Annotated in this window: 21 protein-coding genes; 10 read left to right on the plus strand and 11 right to left on the minus strand. The window is 71.3% G+C overall.

What is annotated here, in order from left to right:
- Nucleotide 1: 1 nt before the first annotated feature.
- Nucleotides 2–1,060: an SDR family oxidoreductase gene (locus ACW9TB_RS29635; protein WP_472751369.1), complete on the minus strand. Its 1,059-nt coding sequence runs from the start codon at nucleotides 1,058–1,060 to the stop codon at nucleotides 2–4.
- Between the two features lie 191 nt (nucleotides 1,061–1,251).
- Between ACW9TB_RS29635 and ACW9TB_RS29640 the strand changes: the two genes are divergently transcribed.
- Entirely contained in the window at nucleotides 1,252–2,211 is a 960-nt protein-coding gene (locus ACW9TB_RS29640; protein ID WP_472751370.1) for a LysR family transcriptional regulator, read from the plus strand.
- A 56-nt stretch (nucleotides 2,212–2,267) separates the two neighbouring features.
- Here the strand turns inward: ACW9TB_RS29640 and ACW9TB_RS29645 are convergent, their stop codons facing one another.
- The 6 genes from ACW9TB_RS29645 to ACW9TB_RS29670 all read right to left on the minus strand — a co-directional run bounded on the left by ACW9TB_RS29645 (nucleotide 2,268) and on the right by ACW9TB_RS29670 (nucleotide 8,953).
- On the minus strand, nucleotides 2,268–3,239 hold the full coding sequence (locus ACW9TB_RS29645) for an N-acetylglucosamine kinase (protein WP_472751371.1): 972 nt from the start codon (nucleotides 3,237–3,239) through the stop codon (nucleotides 2,268–2,270).
- Nucleotides 3,236–4,495 carry a 6-phospho-beta-glucosidase gene (locus tag ACW9TB_RS29650; RefSeq protein ID WP_472751372.1) on the minus strand — a complete coding sequence of 420 codons (1,260 nt, stop codon included), beginning with the start codon at nucleotides 4,493–4,495 and terminating at the stop codon, nucleotides 3,236–3,238. Before ACW9TB_RS29650 ends, ACW9TB_RS29645 begins: the two co-directional genes overlap by 4 nt.
- Nucleotides 4,492–5,394: a carbohydrate ABC transporter permease gene (locus tag ACW9TB_RS29655; protein WP_472751373.1), complete on the minus strand. Its 903-nt coding sequence runs from the start codon at nucleotides 5,392–5,394 to the stop codon at nucleotides 4,492–4,494. The genes ACW9TB_RS29650 and ACW9TB_RS29655 overlap by 4 nt, the downstream gene beginning before the upstream one ends.
- Nucleotides 5,391–6,332, minus strand: a complete 942-nt coding sequence (locus tag ACW9TB_RS29660) for a carbohydrate ABC transporter permease (RefSeq protein WP_472751374.1) — start codon at nucleotides 6,330–6,332, stop codon at nucleotides 5,391–5,393. Before ACW9TB_RS29660 ends, ACW9TB_RS29655 begins: the two co-directional genes overlap by 4 nt.
- 6 nt (nucleotides 6,333–6,338) lie before the next feature.
- Nucleotides 6,339–7,682 carry an ABC transporter substrate-binding protein gene (locus ACW9TB_RS29665; protein WP_472751375.1) on the minus strand — a complete coding sequence of 448 codons (1,344 nt, stop codon included), beginning with the start codon at nucleotides 7,680–7,682 and terminating at the stop codon, nucleotides 6,339–6,341.
- A 74-nt stretch (nucleotides 7,683–7,756) separates the two neighbouring features.
- Nucleotides 7,757–8,953, minus strand: a complete 1,197-nt coding sequence (locus tag ACW9TB_RS29670; RefSeq protein ID WP_472751376.1) for an ROK family protein — start codon at nucleotides 8,951–8,953, stop codon at nucleotides 7,757–7,759.
- 171 nt (nucleotides 8,954–9,124) lie between these two features.
- Here ACW9TB_RS29670 and ACW9TB_RS29675 point away from each other — a divergent pair, with 171 nt between their 5' ends.
- The 4 genes from ACW9TB_RS29675 (at nucleotide 9,125) to ACW9TB_RS29690 (ending at nucleotide 15,498) form a co-directional block, all read left to right on the plus strand.
- Nucleotides 9,125–11,473, plus strand: a complete 2,349-nt coding sequence (locus ACW9TB_RS29675; RefSeq protein WP_472751377.1) for a HelD family protein — start codon at nucleotides 9,125–9,127, stop codon at nucleotides 11,471–11,473.
- 643 nt (nucleotides 11,474–12,116) lie between these two features.
- Nucleotides 12,117–13,985 carry an apolipoprotein N-acyltransferase gene (gene lnt / locus ACW9TB_RS29680; protein ID WP_472751378.1) on the plus strand — a complete coding sequence of 623 codons (1,869 nt, stop codon included), beginning with the start codon at nucleotides 12,117–12,119 and terminating at the stop codon, nucleotides 13,983–13,985.
- Nucleotides 13,985–14,737 carry a polyprenol monophosphomannose synthase gene (locus ACW9TB_RS29685; RefSeq protein WP_472751379.1) on the plus strand — a complete coding sequence of 251 codons (753 nt, stop codon included), beginning with the start codon at nucleotides 13,985–13,987 and terminating at the stop codon, nucleotides 14,735–14,737. Before lnt ends, ACW9TB_RS29685 begins: the two co-directional genes overlap by 1 nt.
- 194 nt (nucleotides 14,738–14,931) lie before the next feature.
- The gene (locus ACW9TB_RS29690) at nucleotides 14,932–15,498 is read left to right on the plus strand and encodes an FxsA family protein (protein ID WP_472751380.1); all 567 of its coding nucleotides are present in this window, start codon (nucleotides 14,932–14,934) and stop codon (nucleotides 15,496–15,498) included.
- A 284-nt stretch (nucleotides 15,499–15,782) separates the two neighbouring features.
- On the opposite strand, the gene ACW9TB_RS29695 is transcribed toward ACW9TB_RS29690, so the two are convergent.
- The gene (locus ACW9TB_RS29695; RefSeq protein ID WP_472751381.1) at nucleotides 15,783–16,226 is read right to left on the minus strand and encodes an SRPBCC family protein; all 444 of its coding nucleotides are present in this window, start codon (nucleotides 16,224–16,226) and stop codon (nucleotides 15,783–15,785) included.
- A gap of 340 nt (nucleotides 16,227–16,566) precedes the next feature.
- Between ACW9TB_RS29695 and ACW9TB_RS29700 the strand changes: the two genes are divergently transcribed.
- The 4 genes from ACW9TB_RS29700 to ACW9TB_RS29715 all read left to right on the plus strand — a co-directional run bounded on the left by ACW9TB_RS29700 (nucleotide 16,567) and on the right by ACW9TB_RS29715 (nucleotide 18,650).
- Nucleotides 16,567–17,055 (plus strand): GNAT family N-acetyltransferase, encoded by a 489-nt coding sequence (locus ACW9TB_RS29700; RefSeq protein WP_472751382.1) that lies wholly within the window; start codon nucleotides 16,567–16,569, stop codon nucleotides 17,053–17,055.
- Nucleotides 17,056–17,323: 268 nt separating this feature from the next.
- Nucleotides 17,324–17,680 carry an LLM class flavin-dependent oxidoreductase gene (locus tag ACW9TB_RS29705; protein WP_472751383.1) on the plus strand — a complete coding sequence of 119 codons (357 nt, stop codon included), beginning with the start codon at nucleotides 17,324–17,326 and terminating at the stop codon, nucleotides 17,678–17,680.
- Between the two features lie 58 nt (nucleotides 17,681–17,738).
- Nucleotides 17,739–18,026: a hypothetical protein gene (locus tag ACW9TB_RS29710; RefSeq protein ID WP_472751384.1), complete on the plus strand. Its 288-nt coding sequence runs from the start codon at nucleotides 17,739–17,741 to the stop codon at nucleotides 18,024–18,026.
- Between the two features lie 231 nt (nucleotides 18,027–18,257).
- A complete protein-coding gene (locus ACW9TB_RS29715) occupies nucleotides 18,258–18,650 on the plus strand; it encodes a hypothetical protein (protein WP_472751385.1) in 393 nt (130 codons plus the stop codon).
- Between the two features lie 518 nt (nucleotides 18,651–19,168).
- Here ACW9TB_RS29715 and ACW9TB_RS29720 read toward each other — a convergent pair.
- A complete protein-coding gene (locus tag ACW9TB_RS29720) occupies nucleotides 19,169–19,924 on the minus strand; it encodes a DinB family protein (RefSeq protein WP_472751386.1) in 756 nt (251 codons plus the stop codon).
- Nucleotides 19,925–20,557: 633 nt separating this feature from the next.
- Between ACW9TB_RS29720 and ACW9TB_RS29725 the strand changes: the two genes are divergently transcribed.
- Nucleotides 20,558–21,220 carry a hypothetical protein gene (locus ACW9TB_RS29725; RefSeq protein WP_472751387.1) on the plus strand — a complete coding sequence of 221 codons (663 nt, stop codon included), beginning with the start codon at nucleotides 20,558–20,560 and terminating at the stop codon, nucleotides 21,218–21,220.
- Nucleotides 21,221–21,323: 103 nt separating this feature from the next.
- On the opposite strand, the gene ACW9TB_RS29730 is transcribed toward ACW9TB_RS29725, so the two are convergent.
- Nucleotides 21,324–22,283 carry a MerR family transcriptional regulator gene (locus ACW9TB_RS29730; RefSeq protein ID WP_472751388.1) on the minus strand — a complete coding sequence of 320 codons (960 nt, stop codon included), beginning with the start codon at nucleotides 22,281–22,283 and terminating at the stop codon, nucleotides 21,324–21,326.
- A gap of 253 nt (nucleotides 22,284–22,536) precedes the next feature.
- Entirely contained in the window at nucleotides 22,537–23,106 is a 570-nt protein-coding gene (locus ACW9TB_RS29735) for a hypothetical protein (protein ID WP_472751389.1), read from the minus strand.
- Nucleotides 23,107–23,121 lie beyond the last annotated feature (15 nt).

Consider the following 23,121-nt stretch of genomic DNA (forward strand, 5'->3'; position numbering starts at 1 on the left):
CCTAGGGGATGATCCTGCGGCGGCGCAGGTCGCCGAGGATGTCCAGGAACATCGTCTCGGTGTCGACGTACTCGTGGAAGCCGAGGCGCCGGGCCTTGGAGCCGTCGGCGAAGAAGTCGTAGTCCCAGGAGAACACGGCGTCGCCGAAGGCCCAGGAGGACACGTCCTGGTACGGGTGCGGCTCCAGCCCGTACCTCTCGACCATGGAGTTCCAGAGCGGCTCCTTGTCGGCCATGACGACGTCGAGCGACATCGGCAAGGGAGGGGCCACCTCCAGGCCGAAGAACCCGGCGATCCTCGGCCACATGTCGTTCCAGCGGAACAGGTCGCCGTTGTTGACGTTGAACGCCTGGTTGGCGCAGCGCTCGTCGGTCGCCGCCCAGACGGTCGCCCTGGCCAGCAGCCCCGCGTCGGTCATCTCCAGCAGCGTGTCGTAGGCGCCCGGCCTGCCGGGGAAGCGCAGCGGCAGGCCCAGTTCCTTCGAGATCGCGCCGTACACCGCGATCACCATGGCCAGGTTCATCGGGTTGCCGAGGGCGAAGCCGCACACCACGGACGGGCGGATCGCCGTCCACGTCCACCCCGAGCCCCGCTGGCGCTCCTCCAGGAAGTCCTGCTGGGCGACGTTGAACTCCGGCGGCATGTGGTGCGGGTCGCTCTCGCGGGCCGGGGTCTTGAAGGGGCCCAGATGCGCGCCGTAGACCTTGTACCCCTGCATGAGGCTGACGTGCCGCAGGCCGGGCGCCACCGGCTCGACCGCGTCGACGACGTTGACGAGCATGGCGAGGTTGGGCGGGACGAGCCCGGCCCAGGTCGGCCGGTCCTGGTAGGCGGCGTAGAAGATGTGGGTCACGCCGGTGAGCTCGCCGAGTCTCTTGAGGCAGTCGTCCCGGTCGAGCAGGTCGGCCCGTACGTGGCGGACCCGCCCCGCGCTCTCCCCGCCGCGGCGCGACAGGCCGATCACGTCCCAGTCGCCGAGCGCCGCGAGGTGGTCGACCAGGTTGCGGCCGATCACCCCCTGGGCGCCGACGACGAGGGCGACCTTGGGCTGGGTGCTCATCGTTGTTCTCCCGATCGGTACGGACGGGCCGGTGCGCGGTCGCGCTCCCGGGCGATCCGATTCTGCGCGGGCCCCCTCCCATGAGTCCAAGGCTTGTTCCTTGTCGCGGCCATGAGCGTTGTTTATGACGGGCGCTCGCGGCTTCGTATAACCCAAAATCATGATCTATGCGGTTCTGATAATTTTTGTGCATGCTGAGCCTGCGACAGCTCGAATACCTGGTGACCGTCGTCGACCAGGGCTCCTTCACCCGGGCCGCCGAGACCCTCCACGTCACGCAACCGGCCCTGTCGCACCAGATCCGGGCGCTGGAGCGGTCGGTCGGCGCCACCCTGCTCGAACGGCTGCCCAGGGCCGTCCACCTCACGGCGGCCGGGCGCGCGATGCTGCCCCACGCGCGGGCCGCCCTGGCCGACGCGGCCCGCGCCCTGTCGGCCGTACGCCGGACGACCGGGCTGGCCGGGGGAGAGCTGCGGCTGGCCACGGTCTACTCGGTCAGCCTGGGCGTGCTGCCCGCCGCGCTGCGCGCCTGGAGCGCCCGCCACCCCGGGGTCGACGTCAGGCTCTTCGAGCACCGCCACGCCGACGAGCTGGCGGAGGCGATGGCGAGCGGGCAGGCCGACCTCGCGGTCGGCCCCCGGCCCGCGTCCTGGACGGGGCCGGTGCGTACGCTCGGGGTCGAGGAGTTCGTCGTGGCCGTCTCCTCCGGCGACCCCCTCGCGTCCGGCGGGGCGTCCTCGGTGGACCTGGCCGACCTGCGCGACCGCCGCTGGGTCCACTACGTCCCCGGCAACGGCCTGGCCGACATCCTGGACCGCGCCTGCGCGGAGGCCGGGTTCCAGCCCAGGATCGCGGTACGCACCGAGCAGACGGCGTCGGCCCCGACCCTCGCGGCCGCCGGTCTCGGGCCCGCGCTCATCCCCGCCAACATCGTGCCCGGCGGGTACGAGGGTCGCGTCCTCCGGCCGAGGCCCGCCGTGACCCGGGTCCTCACCGCTTACGCGCGCACCGGCTTCGACGCCCTCGGCGGGGCCTTCCTCGCCCTGCTCGCCGAGAGCGCGGCGGCCACGCTCCTGCCCCCGCCGGACACCCCCGGCTCCCCGGGCTCCCCAGGCGTCGGGGCCCGTCACGCGCCGCGGCCCGCGCCGTGAGACGCGGGCCGTGTGCGGTGTGATGTCACCCCGTCATGCCATGGGCGGAGCCAGGATCATGTCAGGGCGTGGAAGTGGGCCCGCAGCCGGGCCCTGGCCTCCTCGGTGGCGCCGAGGGCGTCCAGGCCCAGGAGGGCGGCGCCCATGATGGGCGCGACGTCGGCGACGATCAGCTTGGCCTGCGGGGCGCTCTCGGCGAAGCCCCGCTCCAGCAGCTCGCCCATCAGCGGGTCGCGGGCGGTGAGCACACCCCCGCCCAGGACCACCTCCATCGGGACGGAGAGCAGGTCCAGGCGGCGCATCGCGACCACCGCGAGCACGACGACCTCCTCGGCCATCCGCGCCACCAGCGAGCGGGCCACCCCGTCCCCCCCGGACGCGACCGCCATCAGCACCGGGACCAGCTCGTTCAGCCTGCCGTAGGGCAGCTCGCCGAAGTGGATGGCCAGGGACACCTCCTCGACGGTGCGGGTGCCGAAGTGCTCGCGGACCGCGGGGTCCAGCGCGCTGGCCGGGCCCCGGCCGTCCTCGGCGCGCACGGCGTGCCAGAGCGTCTCCTCGCCGAGGCCGAGGCCGCCGCCCCAGTCGCCGGTGAGCCGTCCCAGCGCGGGGTATCTCGCCACCTCCCCCGAGGGGGAGACCGCCACCGCGTTGATGCCCGCGCCGCAGACCACGGCCACCCCGGCGGGCCCGGAGGCCCCGGCGCGCAGCAATGCGAAGGTGTCGTTGCCGACGGTCGCCTCCCCGCCGTACCCCCGGGAGAGGATCTCCGCGCGGAGCGCCTCCTCCTCGGCGGGCAGGTCCGCGCCCGCGACGTAGGCGGCCACGTGGTCGGCGTACGGCGTGGCCGCGCCGGGGCCGAACGCGGAGCGCGCGATGTCGCCGATCGTGTCGATCGCGACGCCCACCCCCGTGGTCTGCGGCTGGAAGGCGCCGCCGCGCCCGGTGGCGAGGACCGAGCCGTCCTCGGCGACGAGCGCGATGTCGGTCTTGCTGTTGCCGCCGTCGACGGCCAGGACCGTTCTCACGCGGTCGCCCAGGACAGGTGCGCGCGGTTGGCCTCGATCAGGCGCCTGGCCAGGTCTCCGGCCAGCGAGGCCTGGCCGATCAGCGGGTGGGCCAGTAACGCGTCGGTGACGCGATCCTCGCCGCCGTGCAGCGCGGCCTCGATCGCCAGCGTCTCGTACGCCGTGACGTGGGCGATGAGCCCGGCGAAGAGGGGCTCCACCGGGTCGACGGGCAGCGCGGCCGCGCCCGCCGAGGTGATCGTGGCCGGGACCTCGATGACCGCCTCGTCGGGCAGGAACGGCAGCGTGCCGTCGTTGCGCAGGTTGACGATCTGGGTGTCGCCGCGGTCACCGGCCAGCGAGGCGATCAGCGCCACCGCCGCCTCGGAGTAGAAGGCGCCGCCGCGCTTGCCCAGCAGCTCCGGCTTGGTGTCCACCGAGGGGTCGGCGTACAGGTCGAGCAGGGTCTTCTCCATCGCCGCGACCTCGGCCGCGCGCGACGGCTTGGTCCGCTGCTCCCGCACCATCAGGTCGTGCTCGTAGAAGTAGCGCAGGTAGTAGGAGGGCACCACGCCCAGGCGGCGGATGAGCGCGGCGGGCAGGCCGACGTCCTGGCCGATCTCCTCGGCGTGGCTCTCCAGCAGCTTCGGCAGCACGTCCACCCCGTCCAGGTGGACGGCCCGCTCCCAGGTGAGGTGGTTCAGGCCGACGTGGCCCAGCGAGATCCGCTCGGGGGCGACGCCCAGGTTCGCGGCGAAGCGGCGCTGGAAGCCGATGGCCACGTTGCACAGGCCGATGGCCCGGTGCCCGGCCTCCAGCAGCGCCCTGGTGACGATGCCGACCGGGTTGGTGAAGTCGACGATCCAGGCGTCCGGTGCGTGCCTCCTGACCTTCTCGGCGATGTCCAGCACCACCGGCACCGTGCGCAGCGCCTTGGCCAGCCCGCCCGCGCCGGTCGTCTCCTGGCCGACGCAGCCGCACTCCAGCGGCAGCGTCTCGTCCACGTCGCGCGCGGCCTGGCCGCCGACGCGCAGCTGCAGCAGGACCGCGTGCGCCCCGGCGACGCCCTCCTCGACCGAGGTGGTCGCGACGACCCTGGCCGGGTGCCCGGCCCGCGCCAGCATCCGGCGCGCCATGCCGGATATCAGCTCCAGCCGGTGGGTGTCCGGGTCGACCAGCGCTATCTCGGTCAGCGGCAGCTCGTCGCGCAGCCGCGCGAACCCGTCGATCAGCTCCGGCGTGTACGTCGAGCCGCCCCCGACAACGGCGAGTTTCACCCTTTTACTCCTGTCAGCGTGACGCCCTCGATGAAAACCTTCTGGGCGAAGAAGAACACGATGATGACCGGGGCCATGACGAGCAGGGTCGCCGCCATGGTGAGGTTCCACTGCACGCTGTGCAGTGCCCGGAAGGACGCCAGCCCGAGGGAGAGCGTCCAGCTTGCCTCGTTTGTATGGGCGTAGAGCAGCGGACCATAGTAATCGTTCCAGCAGTAGAAGAACTGGAACAGACCCACCGCCGCTATCGCCGGACGCGCCATGGGCAGGATCACCTTGACGAGCGTCCGGAAGTCCGAGCAGCCGTCCACCCGGGCGGCCTCGGTGTACTCCCTGGGAATGGTGACCAGGAACTGCCGCAGCAGGAAGATGGAGAAGGCGTCGCCGAACAGCATCGGCAGGATCAGCGGCCACAGCGTGCCGGTGAGGTCCAGGCGCGCCCAGATGAGATAGACGGGCACCGCGACGACCTGCGGCGGCAGCATCATCATCGTGATGACCGCGAGGAAGGCCAGCTTGCGCCCCCGGAAGCGGAAACGCGCCATCGCGTACGCCACCGGGATCGACGACAGCAGCATGAACGCGGTGCCGAGCCCGGCGTACAGGAACGTGTTGCCCAGCCAGGACAGCAGCTGTGACTTGGCGAACACGTCGGCGAAGTTGGACCAGTTCCAGTCGCGGGGCCACAGGTCGCCGGTGAGCGCCTGGTCGTTGCTCATGACGGCCGTCAGCGCCACGAACACCAGCGGGCCGACGAACATCAGCGACAGCGCCACGGCGAGGGCGTGGGTGGCGATCCAGTACAGGATCACCCGGACGCGCGGGCCGCGCGCGGCGGAGCGCGGCCCGCGGGAGGCGATCCCGGTGGGGCGGGTGGCCGGGCCGGTCAGGGTGGTCACCGGTCTCCTCCTTCGTCGAACGCGCGGAACCGGCGGAGCAGGATGAGGGTGAAGATCGTGGAGAACGCGAACAGCAGCAGGGCCAGCACACAGGCGTACCCCATGCTGAAGTCGCGGAAGCCCACGTGGAACAGCCACTGGGCCAGCGTCAGCGTCGACAACTCGGGGTAGCCGGGCACGAAGGCACTGCCGGGGGAGTCGGTGACCCCCGCCGCGACCCGGGAGGCGATCATCGCCTGGGTGAAGTACTGCAGGGCGTAGATGACACCGGTGACCGTCGAGAACATCAGCACCGGCGAGATCGTCGGCAGCGTGACGCTCCTGAACTGCCGCCACGCGCCCGCCCCGTCGATGGCCGCCGCCTCGTACAGGTGCTTGGGCACGTCCAGCAGGGCCGCGAGGAAGATCATCATGGTGTTGCCGATGCCCCACATGGCCAGCATGGTCAGGCCGGGCTTGGACCAGTCCTTGTCGCCGAACCAGTCGGGCGCGACGATCCCGAAGAACTCCAGGAACTGGTTGAGCGGCCCCGAGGGGTTCAGCAGGAACACGAAGGAGACCGTGCCGGCCACCAGCGGGATCAGCGACGGCAGATAGAACACCGTGCGGAAGAAGCCGACGCCCGCCTTGAGCCGGGTGAGCAGCCACGCCACGCCCAGCCCGAACAGCACCTGGGCGGGGACCATGAGGACCACCAGCCACAGTGTGTTCTTGATGGAGACCCAGGCCCGGTCGTCCACCAGGAAGTAGCGGTAGTTGTCCAGGCCGACGAACTCCAGCGTGAACAGGTCGTAGCGGTAGAAGGAGAAGTAGACCGTCGCCACGAGGGGGTAGGCGAAGAACACCGCGAACCCCACCAGCCAGGGCGACATCCAAAGGAGGGCCTTGAGGCCCTCGCCGCGCCGCCTGCGAGGCGGCGCGGCGTGGACGATGCTCATCGAGGATCAGCCCCCGGAGAGCTTCATCTTGTCGTCGAGGCGCTTGTCGACCGCGGCGAGCCCGGCGTCGAGATCGGTGGCCGAGCCGTTCTCCCACTTGACCAGGAACTCCTGAAGGGAGTCCTGGTTGAAGGTGCTGTTGACGTTGGCCGGGACCGTGCTCGTCTTCGGGTGGGCGAAGATGTCGAGGAAGGTCTGGAAGTTCGCGTCCTTGACCAGGTCGGGCGACTCCAGCGACGCCTTGGTGGTCGGCACGTTGCGCAGCGCGTTGGAGAGCGTGACCAGCGCGGAGGTGTCGGTGGTCAGATACTTGACCAGTTCCCAGGCGGCCTGCGGGTTCTTGGCGCCCTTGGGCACCCCGATCACCGTGCCCGCGGTGAAGCCGCTGCCGTACAGGTCGGGCTTGGCGTCGGCGACCGGGAGCGGCGCGGTGCCGTAGTCGATGTCCTTCGCCTCGTTGGCGAGCATGGCGTTGCGCCACTCGCCGTCCAGGACCATGGCGATCTTGCCCTTGTAGAAGGGATGGTCGGCCGACCACTCCTGGCCCAGGCTCTTACGGAACTTCTCCAGCTTGTCGTACCCGTACCAGTCGACGAGCTCCTTCTGCCAGCGCAGCAGCTCCTTCCACGCCGGGTCGGAGCCGACCGCCGAGGTGCCGTCCGGCTTGTACCAGGTCGCGCCGACCATCGGGGCCATGTGCGAGGCGGAGTTCTCGTAGTACTGGAAGCTCGGGACGAACCCGGCGACCTTGATGGTCCCGTCGGCGTCGCGGACGGTGAGCTTCTTGGTCAGCTCGGTCAGCTCCGAGAGCGTCTTGGGCGGCTCGGAGCCCTTCATCAGGGCCTTGTTGTAGTAGAGCCCGTACGCGTCGGCGAGCAGCGGCATCACGCACCGCTTGCCGTCGTACTCGGTGTACGAGCGCGAGACCTCGGGCAGCACGGACAGGTCGATGCCGTCCTGCTTGATCACCTCGGTGAGGTCCTGGAACGTTCCGCTGCGGCACCACTGGGCCACGTTGTCGGTGGTGAACGAGGAGGCGACGTCCGGTGCCTTCCCGCCGCGCACCGCCTGGGTGATCTGGTCGTCCTGCACGCCCTTGACCAGCTTGACGGTGATCTGGGGGAACTTCGTGCGGAAGCCCGCGATGGCGTCCTCGAACGCCTTGACCTCGGCGGGCGCGGAGAACCCGTGCCACAGTTCGATGGTGGAGGCCGGTAGTGTGGCGGAGGCGGAGCCCGAGGGCTTGGGCTGCGCGCCCAGCGCGGGCGCGCTCTCCGTGCCCGCGGTGCAGGCGGTCAGGGCGGTGGCCGTCAGGGCGGCCAGGGCGAAGGTGAGAAAGCGTCGGTGCACGACGGCTGCCTCCTGGGAGCGGTGGATCTGGCGGGATTCCGGGCGGGGTCCGAACGGTTCGTGTGCGGTTGGGGTCAGGAGGGGACGGTGGAGCTGAAGACCTCGTCCCTGGCGGTGGTGAGGGCGAGGTCGAGCGCCCCGGCGAGGACGGGGTTTCCCTCGACGGTTGACAGCAGCAGCGGGGGCCTGGGGATGGTGAGCGCGTGCAGCTCGTGCTCGACGAGCTCGCGCAGGGTGTCGCCGCCGGCGAGGAGGGTCCCGCCGGTCAGCACGATGATCTCGGGGTCGACGACGGAGGTGATCGCGGCCAGCCCGACGGCCACCCGGGAGGCGATGTCGCGCAGCCCGGCGCGGGCGTCGTCGGCGCGCCTGCCGGTGGACGCGGAGGCCTGCACCGCGTTCAGCACCGCCTGCGCGGGCGCGGTGCCGCGCACACCGTACGACCTGAGGATCTTGAGCACCGCCGGGCCGCCGGTGAGGGCCTGGTAGCCGTGGTTGGCGTAGCGGCCGGTGTCCCTGGCGGTCGGCGCGCCCGGGGTGGGCATGTAGCCGACCTCCCCGGCGCCGCCGGTCGCGCCCCGGTGCAGCCGGCCGCCGAGGACCAGCGCGGCGCCGAGGCCCTCGTCGGCCCAGAGCAGCACGAAGTCACGGTGGCCGCGGCCCACGCCGTGCGCCTGCTCGGCCTGGGCGACGAGGTTGACGTTGTTCTCTATGTCGACCGGCACGCCCAGGCCGTCGCCGAGGGTGCGGACCAGGTCCGGGATGTGCCAGCCGGGCATGTCCTTGCTGGTGGCGTACGCCATCTTCCCGGTGCCCGGGTCGATCGTGCCCTGCACGCCGATGACCACGCGCCGCAGCGCGGCGGGGGCGCCCGCGCCCTCCAGCGCGGCCCTGACCCGCTCCAGCGCGTCGCCGCCGGAGCGGCCGGGGCTGGGCAGGTGATACTCGCCGGCCACGGCGCCGGTGATGTCGGCGACCCTGACGTCGATGCCCGCGCGCGTGACGTCCAGCGCGGCGACGTGCGCGGCGGCGGGGTTGAGCCGGTAGACCTCCGCGGTACGGCCGGGCAGCCCCTCGCGGATGCCGTCGAGCACGACCAGGCCCGCCTCCTGGAGGCGGATGAGGAGCTGCGAGGCGGTGGGCTTGGACAGGCCGGTGAGGGCGCCGATCTCCGGGCGGGTCAGCGGTCCGCGCTCCAGCAGCGCCTGCAGGGCGGCGCGATCGTTGATCGCGCGCAGCAGGCTGGGGGTGCCGGGCGTCGGCTGGGCCACTGGTCCTCCGTGTGCGTCTTACATTCACCGATGAAGCAGAGTTAGGAAACTTTCCTAACTCCGAGTGAATGTAAGGAACCCGGCGGATTCTCGTCAAGCAGGCAGGGAACGCCGCAATCAAGCTGTGATGACGGAGGGGCGGGTAAACTTCTCGACGGACCTGCTAGGGTGATGGTTTGTCATAACAACCAGCGCAATGGCCCGGAGTATCCCATTACTAGCAACGATAATGGAGCGACGGCAACCCGTCAAATCGAGCTGGCCAGGGAGCAGGAGTACGTTTCCTGCCTTTATGCCCGGCTCGATCTGCTGCGCGAGCGCACCCAGCGACAGCTGGACGGCGTCCTCGCGCAGGGCGGAAGTGGCGGCACGCATCAGAACCGCTCCGAGCGCGACACCTTCGCGGGGATGTACGCCGAACGCCTGGGCCGCCTGTGGGCGGTCGAGAACGGCCTGTGCTTCGGCCGGCTCGACAACGCCGACGACACCTCGCTCTACATAGGCCGCATCGGCATGGCCGACGACGACCAGCGCCGGATGCTGATCGACTGGCGGGCGCCGGTGGCGCAGCCCTTCTACGGCGCCACCCCCGCGGCCTCGATGGGCGTCACCCGGCGTCGGCACCTGCAGACCAGGGGCCGTACGGTGATCGGGGTCGACGACGACCTCCTGGACCTCGACAGCCTCACCGAGGAGGACGTGGCCACCCTCAACGGCGAGGCCGCGCTGCTCGCCTCCCTGGGGGCCAAGCGCACCGGCCGGATGCGCGACATCGTGGCCACCATCCAGTCGGAGCAGGACCGCATCATCCGCTCCGACCTCAACGGCGTGCTGGTCGTGCAGGGCGGTCCCGGCACCGGCAAGACCGTGGTCGCGCTGCACCGCGCCGCCTACCTCCTCTACACCCACCGGGAGAAACTGGCCCGCAGGGGCGTGCTCATCCTCGGGCCGAACCTGACCTTCCTGCGCTACATCGAGCAGGTGCTGCCCTCCCTGGGCGAGACCGACGTGCTGCTGTCGACCGTCTCCGAGCTGTACCCGGGGGTCGTCCCCGGGCGCAGGGAGCGGCCGGAGGTGGCCGCGGTCAAGGGCGACGCCCGGATGGCCCAGGTCGTCGCGCGGGCCGTACGCGAGCGGCAGCGGGTGCCGCGCAAACCGATCGAGATCAAGCTCGACCGCTACACCCTCAGGCTGGAGGGCAACGTCCTGGAGGCCGCCCGCAGCCGGGCGGCCCGCTCCAAGAGGGCGCACAACGAGGCCCGCGCGGTCTTCGTCCGACACCTGCTCAACGCGCTCGCCCGGCAGGCCGCCAGGCAGCTCGGCAAGGGGATGATCGACGACGACGAGCTGGCCGACATCCGCGAGGACCTCCGTACCGAGCGGCCCGTCAAGGCGGCCCTGAACCGGCTGTGGCCCTACGTCACCCCGCAGCAGCTCCTGATCGCGCTGTTCACCTCCCGCGAGCGTCTCGACCACGCCGCCGCCGAGTTCGGCGGGGCCGAACGCGAGCTGATGCTGCGCGAGCCGCCCCGCGCGGGGGAGAACTGGTGGGCCGAGTCCGACGTGCCGCTGCTGGACGAGGCCGCCGAGCTGCTCGGCGACATCGACCCCGCGGTGTTGCGGGCCGGGGCGTGGATGGCCGAGGAGGAGCAGGCGGCGCAGCGCGCCGCCGCGCTCGACGAGCGGCAGCACCAGCTCGCCTACGCCAAGGAGGTCCTGGAGCTGACCGGCCTGTCCGACATCATGGACGCCGAGAGGTTCGCCGCCCGCCACCTCGGCGACGACGTCTTCCTGACCACCGCCGAGCGCGCGGCGGCCGACCGCACCTGGGCCTTCGGCCACGTCATCGTCGACGAGGCGCAGGAGCTGTCGCCGATGGACTGGCGGATGCTGATGCGCCGCTGCCCGACGCGGTCGATGACGATCGTCGGCGACCTGGCCCAGACCGGTTCGTCGGCCGGGGCGCGCTCCTGGGGCCGGGTCCTCGACCCGTACGTGGCGGGGCGCTGGCGCGAGGAGACCCTCAGCGTCAACTACCGCACCCCCGTCGAGCTGATGGCCGTGGCCGCCGACGTGCTCGCCCTGGTCGACCCGTCGCTGACCGCCCCGACCTCGGTCAGGGAGACGGGGACGCACCCGTGGGCGGCCTCCCCGACGGCCTCCCTCGGCGAGGTCGTCAAGGCCGAGGTCGTCGAGGGCGGGCGGCTCGTCGTGATCGTCCCCGAGTCGCGCGCCGCGGAGTTCGGGGAGATCGTGGTCCGTTCCGTCGACGGCGCGGTGGCCGGGCCGGGGGCGGCGGCCCTGGACTCGCAGGTGGCGGTGCTGACCGTCGCCGAGGCCAAGGGGCTGGAGTTCGACGCGGTCGTCGTGGCCGAACCGGAGCTGATCCTGGGCGAGTCCCCGCGCGGGGCGAGCGACCTTTACGTGGCCTTGACCCGCGCCACCCAGCGGCTTGGCGTCGTGCACGACGGCCCGCTTCCCGACGCCCTCGCTCGACTTGAGAGACATCGGATCACATGAGACCATTGACGGCTCTCGTCGATCATGTCCCAGCTGCGAAAACTTGGTGTTTCCGCTGTTAGTGACACGGTTGACATCTGCGCTGGGCTCGGTAGTTTGCTGCCCAGTCCAGCACGGGACTGGCCGGTCGGCCGCCTTTCGACATCGCCGTCTCCTGCGCCCGTGACGGGGGAACACCCCGTCCGTACAGCCAGGCGCAGGACCGGCAGTCCGTCGAGGCGGGGCACTCCTTCCGGGCGGGGGGTTGGACCCAGGAGGGGTCCGGGCACCCAGTAGACAACGGCAATCCGCGCTCGCCGCCGACGGGACGGAACCGGTCCGAAGGGTCGTCCGGGCCCTCTTCCCGCTCCCGTGCGAGCGCCGCAAGCGTCGGGGCGGCCCGGGTGTCCACGGACATCCGGGCCGCCCCGTTGCCGCGTACGGGCCCACGAGCAGTGGTTTTTGTCGGGTTTGAAGTGCTTTGTTGTTGTTTCTGGTTAATGTGTGGTGGGACTTTTGGGGGCGTGCCCGCTGGGCGGTAGCGTTCCGGCTAGGAAGACCGGCCGGTGAGGACCGGCCGAGCAGATCGGCTGGGCAGCGGCCGAACACCGGCTGGGAAGACCAGGCGCCACCCGCCCGCACGACATCGCAAGGAGCCCCGCCCGTGGTGCAGGACAAGACGGCCGCCCCGGTACCGGAGAGGTCCGCGACGGGCGACCCCGCGAACGGCCCGGTCCGCGTCCCCGGTTCGACTCCCGGTTCGACGCCCGGCTCCGTCCCAGGCCCGGCCCCCGATTCGCCCCCCGGTTCCGTCAAGGGCTCGGCGGCCGGTTCCGTGGACGATGCGGCGGCCGTGCCGGTGGCGGGTCCCGCGGACGGCCCGGCGGTCCCGCCCTCAGGCTCGCCCTCCGGCTCGCGCCTGGCCTCGCCCCCCGGCTCGCGTCTGGCGCTGCTCGCCCGCGTCGCGGGCGCGGTGGCCGGAGGACTGCTGATCTTCCTCGCCTTCCCGCCCCTCGGGCTCTGGTTCCTCGCGCCGTTCGGCATGGCCCTGGCGATCCTGGCGGTACGCGGCACCCGGCCGCGCCGGGGCACGTGGCTCGGTCTCCTCGTGGGGTTCGCCCTGCTGCTGCCCGCCCTGTACTGGGTGAGCCCGATCGGCGCCGACGCCTGGCTGGGCCTGGTCGCCATGGAGAGCGTCTTCTACGCCGCCTGGGGGACAGGTGTCGCCCTGGTGACCCGGCTGCGCCTGTGGCCGCTGTGGGGCGCCGCGCTCTGGGTGGCGGCCGAGTGGGCGCGGGGACGGTTCCCGTTCGGCGGATTCCCCTGGGCGCGGGTGGCCTTCAGCCAGGGTGAGTCGATCTTCACCCCGTACGCGGCGCTCGGCGGGGCGCCGCTGGTGAGCTTCGCGGTGGCCCTGTGCGGCGGCCTGCTCGCCCTGGCGGCGCTGCGCCTCCTCCCGATCCTGTCCCCGGTCCCGCCCGCGTCCTCCGGCTCCCGGCCCGCTCCGCGCCCGCGCTGGGGGCGGGCGCTGGCCCTGCCGCTCGCCGGGGCACTGGCCGTGCCGGCCGCGGCCCTCGCCGTTCCCCGGTACGGCGACGAGGGCAGGAACGTGACCGTCGGCGTCATCCAGGGCAACGTCCCCGGCCGGGGCATGCACCCGCTGGGCGACGAGCCCGCCGTGGTCCTGGGCAACCACACCCGGATGCTCCACCAGATGGCCCGGGACGTCCGGGAGGGCAGGACGCCCCGCCCCGACCTGATCGTGCTGCCGGAGAACTCCACCGACATCGACCCGCTGAGCGACGCGTTCGCCAGGCGCGAGATCGACGCGGCGGTCAAGGACGTCGGGGTGCCCGTCCTGGTCGGCGCCGTGGTCAGGATCGGCGACAAGAACCGGGCGACCCGCAGCATCGTCTGGGACCCGGTCACCGGCCCCGGCGCCTACTACGACAAGCAGCAGTTGGTCCCCTTCGGGGAGTTCACCCCGCTCAAGGACCTCGTACTGGCCCTGTTCGAGCGGGCCTCCCTGGTCGGCAGGCAGTCGATCGCGGGCACGCGCGACGGAGACCTCGAACTGGGCCCGGTGACCGTCGGCGCGATCAACTGCTACGAGGTGGCCTTCGACGGCATCGTGGGCGACACCGCGAGGACGGGCGCCACGCCGCTGGTGGTGCAGACCAACAACGCCACCTACGCCCTGACCAACCTGCCGCCGCAGCAGCTGGCCATGTCCCAGCTGCGGGCCGTGGAGCACAATCGAGCGGTGATCACTTCCGCAATTACGGGTATATCGGCATCTGTGACCCCCACCGGCGAGATCGCCTGGCGTACCGGCGAGCTGGTACCCGCGATGAACGTGCTGACCGTCCCGGTCAGGACCGCGCAAACCATCGCCACACGCGTGGGCGCGCTGCCCGAATGGGCCTTGATACTTGTGGGTGCGGGGGCGGTGGCCGCCGCCTGGCGGCGCCGGACGCCCGGCGCGGAACACCCCGCGAACCGGGAGGACGATCAGCAGGTGGGAGACGTGTGATGGAGCGGATGCTTGGTCGGGTGCTCGTCATCGTCCCGACGTACAACGAGCGGGAGAACCTGCCGATGATCACCCGGCGGCTGCGCGAGGCCGTGCCCGACGCCCACCTCCTGATCGCGGACGACGACAGCCCCGACGGTACGGGGGCGATCGCCGACAAGCTGGCGGCCGACGACGACCACGTCCACGTGCTGCACCGTCCGGGCGGCAAGCAGGGCCTGGGCGCCGCCTACATCGCGGGCTTCCGCTGGGGCCTGGAGGAGGGCTTCGGCGTCCTCGTGGAGATAGATGCCGACGGCTCCCACCAGCCCGAGGAACTGCCCAAGCTGCTGGACGCGCTGGCCGAGGGCGCCGACCTGGCGATCGGCTCCCGGTGGGTGCCGGGCGGCAGGGTCGTCAACTGGCCGGCCTCGCGGGAGTTCCTGTCGCGCGGCGCCAACATCTACACCAGGCTCGTGCTCGGCCTCCCGGTCCGCGACGCCACCGCCGGCTTCCGCGCCTACCGCGCCCCGGCCCTGGAGAAGATCAGCCTGGACGACGTCGAGTCGCGGGGCTACTGCTTCCAGGTGGACCTGACCCTGCGTACGGCCCGCGGCGGGATGCGCGTCACCGAGGTGCCCATCACCTTCGTGGAGCGCACCGTCGGGGCCAGCAAGATGAGCCGGGGCATCGTGGCCGAGGCCCTGTGGCGGGTCACCGTCTGGGGCGTCACCGGCCTGCCCGACCGCCTGCGCCGCCGCCGGGGCCGCTGACCCCGCGACCTCGCGGACGCGCCGTCCGGCCCCCCGCCGTCCGCGCCGCCCCGCGAGGCCACCGGCCCCCGGACCCCGGGGGCGCCAACCTGAGAGCCCGCTGAGGACGCCGTCCACGCTGAGCGAACACGGAACGCGCCGCCACTCCGGGACGTTGTCCATGTCGTACGGCCGTCGCATGAGTTGAGGCGAAAATGCGCATTCTGCTGTTCCTGACCTTCCTCGTGGTCCCTGTCCTCGAGATATGGGTGCTCATCCAGGTGGGTCAGGTCATCGGCGGGTGGCCAACCGTGGCCATCCTGCTCGCCGACAGCCTGCTCGGCGCCTGGATCGTGCGCCGCGAGGGCCGCCGGGCCTGGCGCAACCTCCAGGGCGCGCTGCAGAGCGGCCGGATGCCCGACCGCGAGCTCGCCGACGGCGCGCTGATCCTCGTGGGCGGCACGCTGCTGCTCACCCCGGGCTTCCTCACGGACATCCTCGGCTTCCTGTGCCTGCTGCCGTTCACCCGGCCGATGGTCCGCAGGCTCGGATCCTGGTTCTTCGCCCGCCGCGTCCGCACCCTCGTCGCCAGGAGCGGGGCGGGCGCCGGGCTCGGCTCGCCCTTCGGCGGCGCGGGCTCGCCCTTCGACGTGCTGCGCGACGCCGGGAGGCCCCCGGGCTCCGGGCCGGTCGTCCACGGCGAGGTCGTCCGCGACGAGCCGGGCGGCGCGGGCACACCGGGCGGCGCCGGAGACCCGGGCCGGGGTCTCACCGACCGCTGAGCGCGGCCAGGCGGTTGGTTCGCCACCGCCGTTTCACTGATCGCTGAGCGCGGTCAGGCGGCGCCGTGTCACCGACCGCTGGGCATGGCTGAGCGGCGTGGCCATCTTGTTTCACCACCGCCGTGTCACCGGCCGCTGAGCGCGGTCAGGCGGAGTGGCCACCTTGATTCGCCGCCACCGTGTCACCGACCGCCGATGTTCCGGCCCTTGATTCGCCACCGCCGCGCTCACCGACCGCTGGGCATGGCTGAGCGGCGTGGCCACCTTGATTCGCCGTCGCCGTGTCACCGGTCGCTGAGCGCGGCCAGGCGGTGCAGTGAGAGCCGGAACAGGGCCGCGTTCAGCGGCTTGATCACCCGCCAGCCGAGCCGCCCGGCCATGCCGAACGGCACGTCGAGCTCCTCCTCCCAGACGATCGTGCTGCCGCCGCCCTCGCGGGGCAGCACGCGGAAGACCCCGGTGCCGCGTACCAGCCGCCCGGTGTGCCGGACCGCCACGCTTCTCGGCGGGTCCCACTCGGTGATCTCCATGGTGTCGAGGAACCCGGCCGGTCCCACCCCGGTGAAGGCCGCCAGGCGGCTCCCGGCGCTGTGGCCGTCCCCGGCGGTGACGCGCGCCCGGGTCAGGACCATCCACTCGTCGTGTCTCGGCCAGTCGGTCAGGACGGAGAACACCTGCTCGGGCCGGGCGCGCGCGTCCACCGAGACGCTGATACGGGAACGGGTCATCCCCGGATCCTTCCCCGTGATCGGTGGCCGACCCCCGTGCCCGTGCTCGTGATTGGAGACCGATCCCGTGATTGGAGACTGATCCCTTGGCCGGAGACCGATGTCTTGGCCGGTGGCCGATCTCGTGAGCGGTGGCCGCCCCATGACCGTGACCGCGCCCGTGAGATCCTGCCGTGGGCGTCGACGGACCCCGTCGACGTTGGCAGAGTTGGCGTTGACAGAAAAATCCTATTTTTCTACTTTTTAAGTCGGAATTTCGTGTGATTTGGAACCGGGAGGGCGTGACGACGCGCCCCGTACGGTCCGTGGCCGCGAGAACGGGAGAGGGGCGGGTCCGCACATGACCGCGTTCGCACAGGGAACCGGCCTGGTCGAGGTCAGGCCGGTCGGCTGGGACGACACGGCGGCCGTGGCGCTCCGGCGGGCGATGACGGAGGAGATGGACGCCCGCTACGCCGACATGCTCACCGTCATCGGCCTCGTACCCGGTGGCATGAACGTCGAGCCGGAGACCGTCGCCTACACCGGGGTCGCCTACGCGGCGGAGGTCGCGGTCGGGCACGTGGCGCTGCGCGGGCTCGGCGACGACCTGGAGCTCAAGCGGATGTTCGTGACCCCGTCCCATCGGGGCACCCGCGTGGCGCGGGCCCTGCTCGCCGCCGCCGAGGACGCGGCCCGCGCGCTGGGCGCCTCCCGGGTCGTCCTGCAGACCGGTCCCCGCCAGCCGGACGCGGTGAGGATGTACGAGAGGGAGGGCTACACGCCCGTCCCCGTCTTCCCGCCCTACGACCGGCTCCCGGGCTCCCTGTGCTTCGAGAAGCTCCTCTGACGTTCGTCCCGCGACTCCCGGTCTGTCGTCAAGAGTCGTGTCGCCAGGTACGCGCGACTGTGGTGACACTTCTCGCGGCCGGACCGGACCCACCTGCCAGAACACTTGTTCTCTCTGTTACCCCAGTCCGCTGACCTGGGCTGGTGACGGCTTCATTGCCGATAACCCGACCTCGACCGGCGGCCGTCCGCACAGAAATTCATGGCCAACTGATCGGGTTAGTCGTAGGTGTTGCTCTATCAGTCCGGCGGACGCGGAGAACGCCGTCGTGGACCAGGCGCGGGCGGTGAGGTCGACGGGAATCGACTCGGTCTGGTTCGGACAGCGCTTCGACTACGACTCCGTCGCCCTGGCCGGGATCGTCGGCCGGGAGGTCCCGGGCCTGGACGTGGGAACCTCCGCGGTGCCCATCTTCGGACGCCACCCGCTGCTGGTCGGCGCGCGGGCGCAGACGACGCAGGCAGCCCCCCGCGGCCGGTACACGCTCGGACTGGGACTCGGCGCCAAGGCGTTCGTCGAGCCGGTGTTCGCCATCGCGCACGAGCGTCCGATCGCCCGGCTGCGGCCGCGGCATACCGCCTTTTTTAGATCCGACCAGGCGTTATGGTCGCTACGTGATCTTTGAGGGCGTCGACGACATCGCGTGAGGTGAACTCACCTACGCCTACTGGGGTCGCTGCGACGTGCCCGCTCTCCTGCGCTCCCTTCTCGTCGGTGACGAGGCGTTCGACGCAGCTGATGAGCTCCTCAACGAGCTCCATCACCAGGGCGGCTTCGTCTGCACGGCCGCCCCGGCGATCTTGCCGTTCCTCGTGGAGGCAGCCGGGTCGCCGCGCGTCCTGTGCCGTCCGGAGGTGCTGGAGATCCTCGCGCGCCTGGCGGGGACGGCCGCGGTGGTCGCTGCCCGCTTCGTGGCCGCCGATTGGCCTGGGGCGTGGGTGCGGGCCCGGCCTGCTCGCCCTGCTCGGTGATCAGGACCCGGCCGTCCGGACGGGGGCGATCTGGGCTCTTCGCGAAGACACCGAGGACCCCGACGAGGTCGCCCGAGCGCTCGTCGCCGGGTGGCCCGACCCCGACATCTCGATTCGGACCGACACGCTGCTCGCCCTCGGCAGCCTCGCGAAGCGCCTCTCGGCGGCCGTCTTGCCCGAGGTCCTCGTCTTTCTCCGTGACCAGGGGAGGACGCTGATGCCCATCACGCGATGTACGCGACCCTCGCTTTGGCCAAGGCGCTCCCCGGCCGCCCGATCCCCACCGCTCCGATCATCGCGGGACTCACCACCGAGCCCGTTGCACTGCCGCACAGCAACCTCGCCTCGCGTAACCCCGACCACGCGGCCGGAAACGTGCTGCGCGATCTCGACCGGCGCGACAACGAAGCGGTCTGCCTGGCTCTGCTCGCCCGCCCCGAACAGCGTCTGCGCGTCGCGGGCGTCGACGCGGCGGTCAAAACGCTCCTCCACGCGCGCGCCCGGCCTGACTTCTGCCATGGCGTTCGAAACATCGCGGGGCGCTCCTCCACGCGCGCGTGCCCGGCCTGCTGTCCGCGCTGCGCGGTTGTGTGGAGACCCTGGACGATCCGGCTCTCGCCCTGAGGATCCTCGCCGCACACGCCTGTCGCGAGGACGCCCGCGACGCCGACCTCATGGCCGCCCACCTGGACGCGCCCTGGGCGAACATCGCGCTGTGGGGCCTGGCCTGGTCCGGCGACGACCGCGCCGTCCCCGGCCTCCTGGACCTGCTCGCCCGGCGAAAGACAGGCTTCACGCTCTACGAACAGCGCACCGGGAAGCCCAGTTTCTGGCCGAGCGCGCCCTCACTCGCGGAACTGCTGACGCCATGCGCGCCCTGGGCGCACTCCCTGACCCCCGCGATCTCCCCGCACCTGCGCCCGGACCGCGCCGATGACCTGCGGCGCTCTGTGCTGGAGACCCTCGCGCGGTGGGCCGCCACACAGACCGCCGAGGTCGCACGGATCGTCCCGGAGCTGACCGCGCTTCTTGAGCGCGATGAGTGGGGCCGGGCTGCCGCGGTACTGGGCGAGATCGGCCCCCAAGCAGCGCAAGCCGCCCCTGAACTGGAACGGCTGCTCGGCACGGGGAGCGGCGCCAGTTCAGGCACCGGCCTCGAGCACGGCGAGGTCGCGCACCGCATAACGGTGATGCTCGGCCTCTTCCTTCAGCACCACCTTGAGGCAGCGGCGCACGACGTACTCCTGCTCGGGATACGGGTCCGCCGGCCTGCGACCGCATACCCGATCGAGCTCGGCCTCGGTGAGCCCGTCGACGACACGCCGCATCGCGGCCATGCGGGCGAGCCGCGGCGCGAGCACCTCGTCGAGGGTCGGGGTGGCTTCGAGGGTGAGACCGAGCTTCGCCGTCGCGTCGGGCGGCATCCCGCCGTGAGGGAAGCCCAACGGGTGGTACGGCGCATCCTCCTCCAGCACGGCATTGCCGAGCCAGGCATCGCAGGCCATCAGCAGGTGCCGTTGGGTCTCGACGAACGACCACTCGCCGTTGACCTGCTCGTGCAGCTTGGCCTCGGGCAGGAGCCTGGCGCGGTCGAGCGTCGCCGCCCACAGCGCCTCGATGGCATCCCAGGCAGCCCGGTAGTCGTCGGGGGACGCGGCCTCACGCGCCAGCACCCGCGTGGGGTGGCGCCGGTCGAGCTCGGCCTCGACGTAGGCGGTCACGTCGATGTCGTTGACGACGAGACGCTTGAAGTCGCCACCGAGGTAGACGTCGCTCCCATAGCAGTCGACGATCTTCAGGCCGTTGACCTCGCAGTCGCGGATCTCAAGACCGGCGAGGTCACACAGGTGGATTCGGGCACCACGGAACTGGTCACTCTGGGCGTACTCAGCAGCCATCGAGGCAGTCTTCCGCACCCGTCCCGCCTGCGCCACCTTTGGCAACCAAGTTTCGAGGCCAACGCGCTCACGCCCGCGTCCCGCTTCGCCTGAGCGACATAGGCCAGCCGCGGGGCGCCGATCGCCCGCGACCGAGGGGGCGAGGTCGAGGAGATCGGCATCCGAGATGCGCGGGCGCGCCTGGCCGAGCTCGTCGAGCGGGCCGGGACGGGCGAGCCGGTGCCGCTGCGTCGCCGCGGCCCCGAGCGCGACGCCGCCGCCCTGCTACCCGTCGCGGCGATCGAGGTCTGGAATGCCCGCCTGGCCGCCCAAGAAGCCGAGCAGCGGCGCCGCGCCGAGGAGACCGACCTCGTGAGCACGGCGTCCCGGCCTACCGCGCGGCCGTCTACATCGCCGAGGTCGCACGGCTGTCGCCGTTCATCCGCAAGCACATCAACGTCCATGGCCGGTGCTCCTTTCACCGGCCCGAACTGCCCGGCGGCCACCGGCCACTGCGCGAACCGGACGCTCCTGACGATGAAGACGAGGACTGATCACCGTCGCCCGGAGATTTCCTGTCGAGCTACCGCGATGACCGGCGTACCTTTTCTCGGGCTTGAGTCTCAAGTAACCAGAGGCCCCAGGATCGGTGCTGTGAACGGCGAGTACTCGCTGGAGCGCGTTCCGTCTCACGACCACGATCGAATTTCGGCCCTCTTGGAAGATGGAATTCTCATGTCCCGACAAGCGACACCGTCCGCTGAGGACTGCAAGCGCCTCATCAACGGCTTCATCGACGAGATCTTCGGCGATCTGGACGCCAACCCCGACTTCGTCGCCATGATGCGGTCGGCCGTCCCTGAAATGCCCGCCGATCCGACTTCCGCGCAGCTGGAGGCCTGGGCGGAACTGTCCGCCTTGATCCAGGACCCCGACTTCAAGGCCAGTGTCCGCCGTATGGCCGAGCAACAGGCGGCCGAAAGGGCAGCCGGAGACCAGACCGGGCTCCACCATGAGGTGACCGACCTGGTCCGTGAACGGGTCCAGAAGGCCCAGGCCGACGGCGTCGAACCGAGTTCGCAAGCGGCACGGCCGCTCCTGACGGACCTGATCGCCGGATATACGGCGACGTTCGGTCACCCCGACAGCGTCGAGTATCGCCGGAAGCTGCTGACCCGCCTGGAGGTCGCGAACGACCCGCGCGCCGGGCAGTACTTCCGTCTGCTGTCCACGATCAACGGCTGGCCGGCACCACCGATCCTCACATCGGTGTTCGACTGGTTCATTCAGGCTCTTCGGCACCACCCCACCCCGTAGAAGGATGGCCCCGACTCGCCGAGTCACCCCGCCCTCCCGCGACAGGCGAGGGCGGGGTCTTGCGCCAGCGGCGCCGAGAGGGTGGCCGGCCGGGGGTAAGAACCTAGCAATCGGTTGAGATGCCGACGGCCACCTCGAGCGCGGTGAGGAACCAGCGGGCCGCCGGCACCGGATCGGATTTGGGGGGCCAGCCGTTGATCAAGGCCAGCAGACGCCAATACCGCGAGACCTGGGGATCTGCCCCGATGCGGACGCGTTCGGCAAGCCAGATCCGGAACTCGGCGTCATCGTCGCGCCGGTGCGCGGCGGCGAATGCGGCGACCAGCTCCTCCACGATGGCCTGGGCCGGCACAGAGGTCGGAGAGATACCGTCGGCCATGGCCCCGCCGACCAGGTCCACGACGGCCCGCTCGGCCTGTCGCCAACTCTCCGGGTCGCCGTGTTCGGCACCGGAGGAACGGTCGGCGGCGTGTCGCTCAAACGCCCGACGAACGTTTTCCAGGAAGGAGGGGTCACTGACGAGGTGAGCCAGCTCCAGCCATGCCTCGATCTGCTCGGCCGTGGGGTGATCCGGCAGATCGGGCAGCATCGATCGCAGGTACGCGGCGAAGCCGGGCTCCATGTCAAGCCCGCGAGTCGCCTCGCCCGTGAGGCCGGTCACCATCTGACGGCGCTGCTCAGCGGTCAGCCGGGCGAGCCGGTTGGCGCGCGCGATTCCGGCCGCGTCCGCGCCATGAGTGACGACGTAGCGCAGCACAGCTTGCCGTACCCGCAGGGTCTGGATCTGGGTCTCCAGAGCCGCGACCTGCTGACCGGCGACGTCGGCCAGGCTCTGCGCATCCGTGAGCACCTGCGCGACCGTCGCAAGATCGACACCGAGATCACGGAGCGTCCGGACGAGTTCGAGACGGCACAGCGCCTCGTCGTCATAGAGCCGGTATCCACCGGGTGACCGGCCGACCGGCGGCACCAGTCTTTCGTCGGAGTAGAAGCGAATCGTCGGCACCGGCAGCCCGGTGAGTCGGGCCACCTGGCCGATCGTGTAAAGGCCGTCGACGTTCACGCGGTCCAGCCCGACTCATCGACCGGCACCGCATGCCCGGCCTGCCCCCGGACCAGCCGCTCAGGGCAGACGCCGACGCCGCCAAAGGACATGACCTGAGCTGACGACCAACAACGGGTACGCGCAGCAGTCATTGGCAACTCCCCAAGCCTAGGAACAGATGAGTGCGTGAACGACTATGAGGCCTCACCTCACTTGAGACTCAACCCGGCAACGGCATCAGATGGCACCGGGGAGTCCGATGTTCACGCGCCTACGCCGCCACCTTGCAGGACGATCGCACCGACGATCTCCTCACGAGCCGATCGCCGCGGTGCGGGCCCGCGAACTGGCGGCCATCGAGGCCGAGGCGGCCCTGGTGGTGGCCGCCCGCGTGGCGCTGGATGAGGTCACCCGCCCCGATCACCCGTACGGCCTGCTCAGCGATGCGGCCCTGCGGGCGCGCATCGAGACGACCGCCCACGCGACGACCCTGGCCGAGCAGGTCGCCCAGCAACGGCGCCGCGAGCGCGAGGAGGCCGACCAGGTCGCCGCCATCGGCGCCCGGGTGAAGACCGAGCTCACCGATGAATGCGAGCGCCTGGACCAAGCCCATACCGCTGGCGATCGGCGCCAAGACGCCCAGGGCACCTACCAGCGCGCTCAGCAGCGCGTTGCTCGGCCGCGGGCGGCGCTGGCCGAGAAGAACAGCGGGCTGCGCGCCTTGTTGCCCAGCAGCCGGCGCACCCGGCTCCAAGAGCGGCTGCAGGAGGTCTCCCAGGCGATGACCAGGGCCGCCCGCCGCGCCGAAGCCGCCGCCCGCGTCGAACAGGCCGCACTGCACGCCGCCCGCCTCTTC

It is taken from the genome of Streptosporangium sp. H13245 (assembly GCF_055690525.1).

Excerpts from the sequence above, each read along its gene's own strand:
- ACW9TB_RS29635 (WP_472751369.1), bottom strand. The coding sequence starts at position 1,060 with ATGAGCACCCAGCCCAAGGTCGCCCTCGTCGTCGGCGCCCAGGGGGTG.
- ACW9TB_RS29640 (WP_472751370.1), top strand. The coding sequence starts at position 1,252 with ATGCTGAGCCTGCGACAGCTCGAATACCTGGTGACCGTCGTCGACCAG.
- ACW9TB_RS29660 (WP_472751374.1), bottom strand. The coding sequence starts at position 6,332 with ATGAGCATCGTCCACGCCGCGCCGCCTCGCAGGCGGCGCGGCGAGGGC.
- ACW9TB_RS29675 (WP_472751377.1), top strand. The coding sequence starts at position 9,125 with ATGGTTTGTCATAACAACCAGCGCAATGGCCCGGAGTATCCCATTACT.
- ACW9TB_RS29685 (WP_472751379.1), top strand. The coding sequence starts at position 13,985 with ATGGAGCGGATGCTTGGTCGGGTGCTCGTCATCGTCCCGACGTACAAC.
- ACW9TB_RS29690 (WP_472751380.1), top strand. The coding sequence starts at position 14,932 with ATGCGCATTCTGCTGTTCCTGACCTTCCTCGTGGTCCCTGTCCTCGAG.
- ACW9TB_RS29695 (WP_472751381.1), bottom strand. The coding sequence starts at position 16,226 with ATGACCCGTTCCCGTATCAGCGTCTCGGTGGACGCGCGCGCCCGGCCC.
- ACW9TB_RS29700 (WP_472751382.1), top strand. The coding sequence starts at position 16,567 with ATGACCGCGTTCGCACAGGGAACCGGCCTGGTCGAGGTCAGGCCGGTC.
- ACW9TB_RS29715 (WP_472751385.1), top strand. The coding sequence starts at position 18,258 with ATGTACGCGACCCTCGCTTTGGCCAAGGCGCTCCCCGGCCGCCCGATC.
- ACW9TB_RS29720 (WP_472751386.1), bottom strand. The coding sequence starts at position 19,924 with ATGGCTGCTGAGTACGCCCAGAGTGACCAGTTCCGTGGTGCCCGAATC.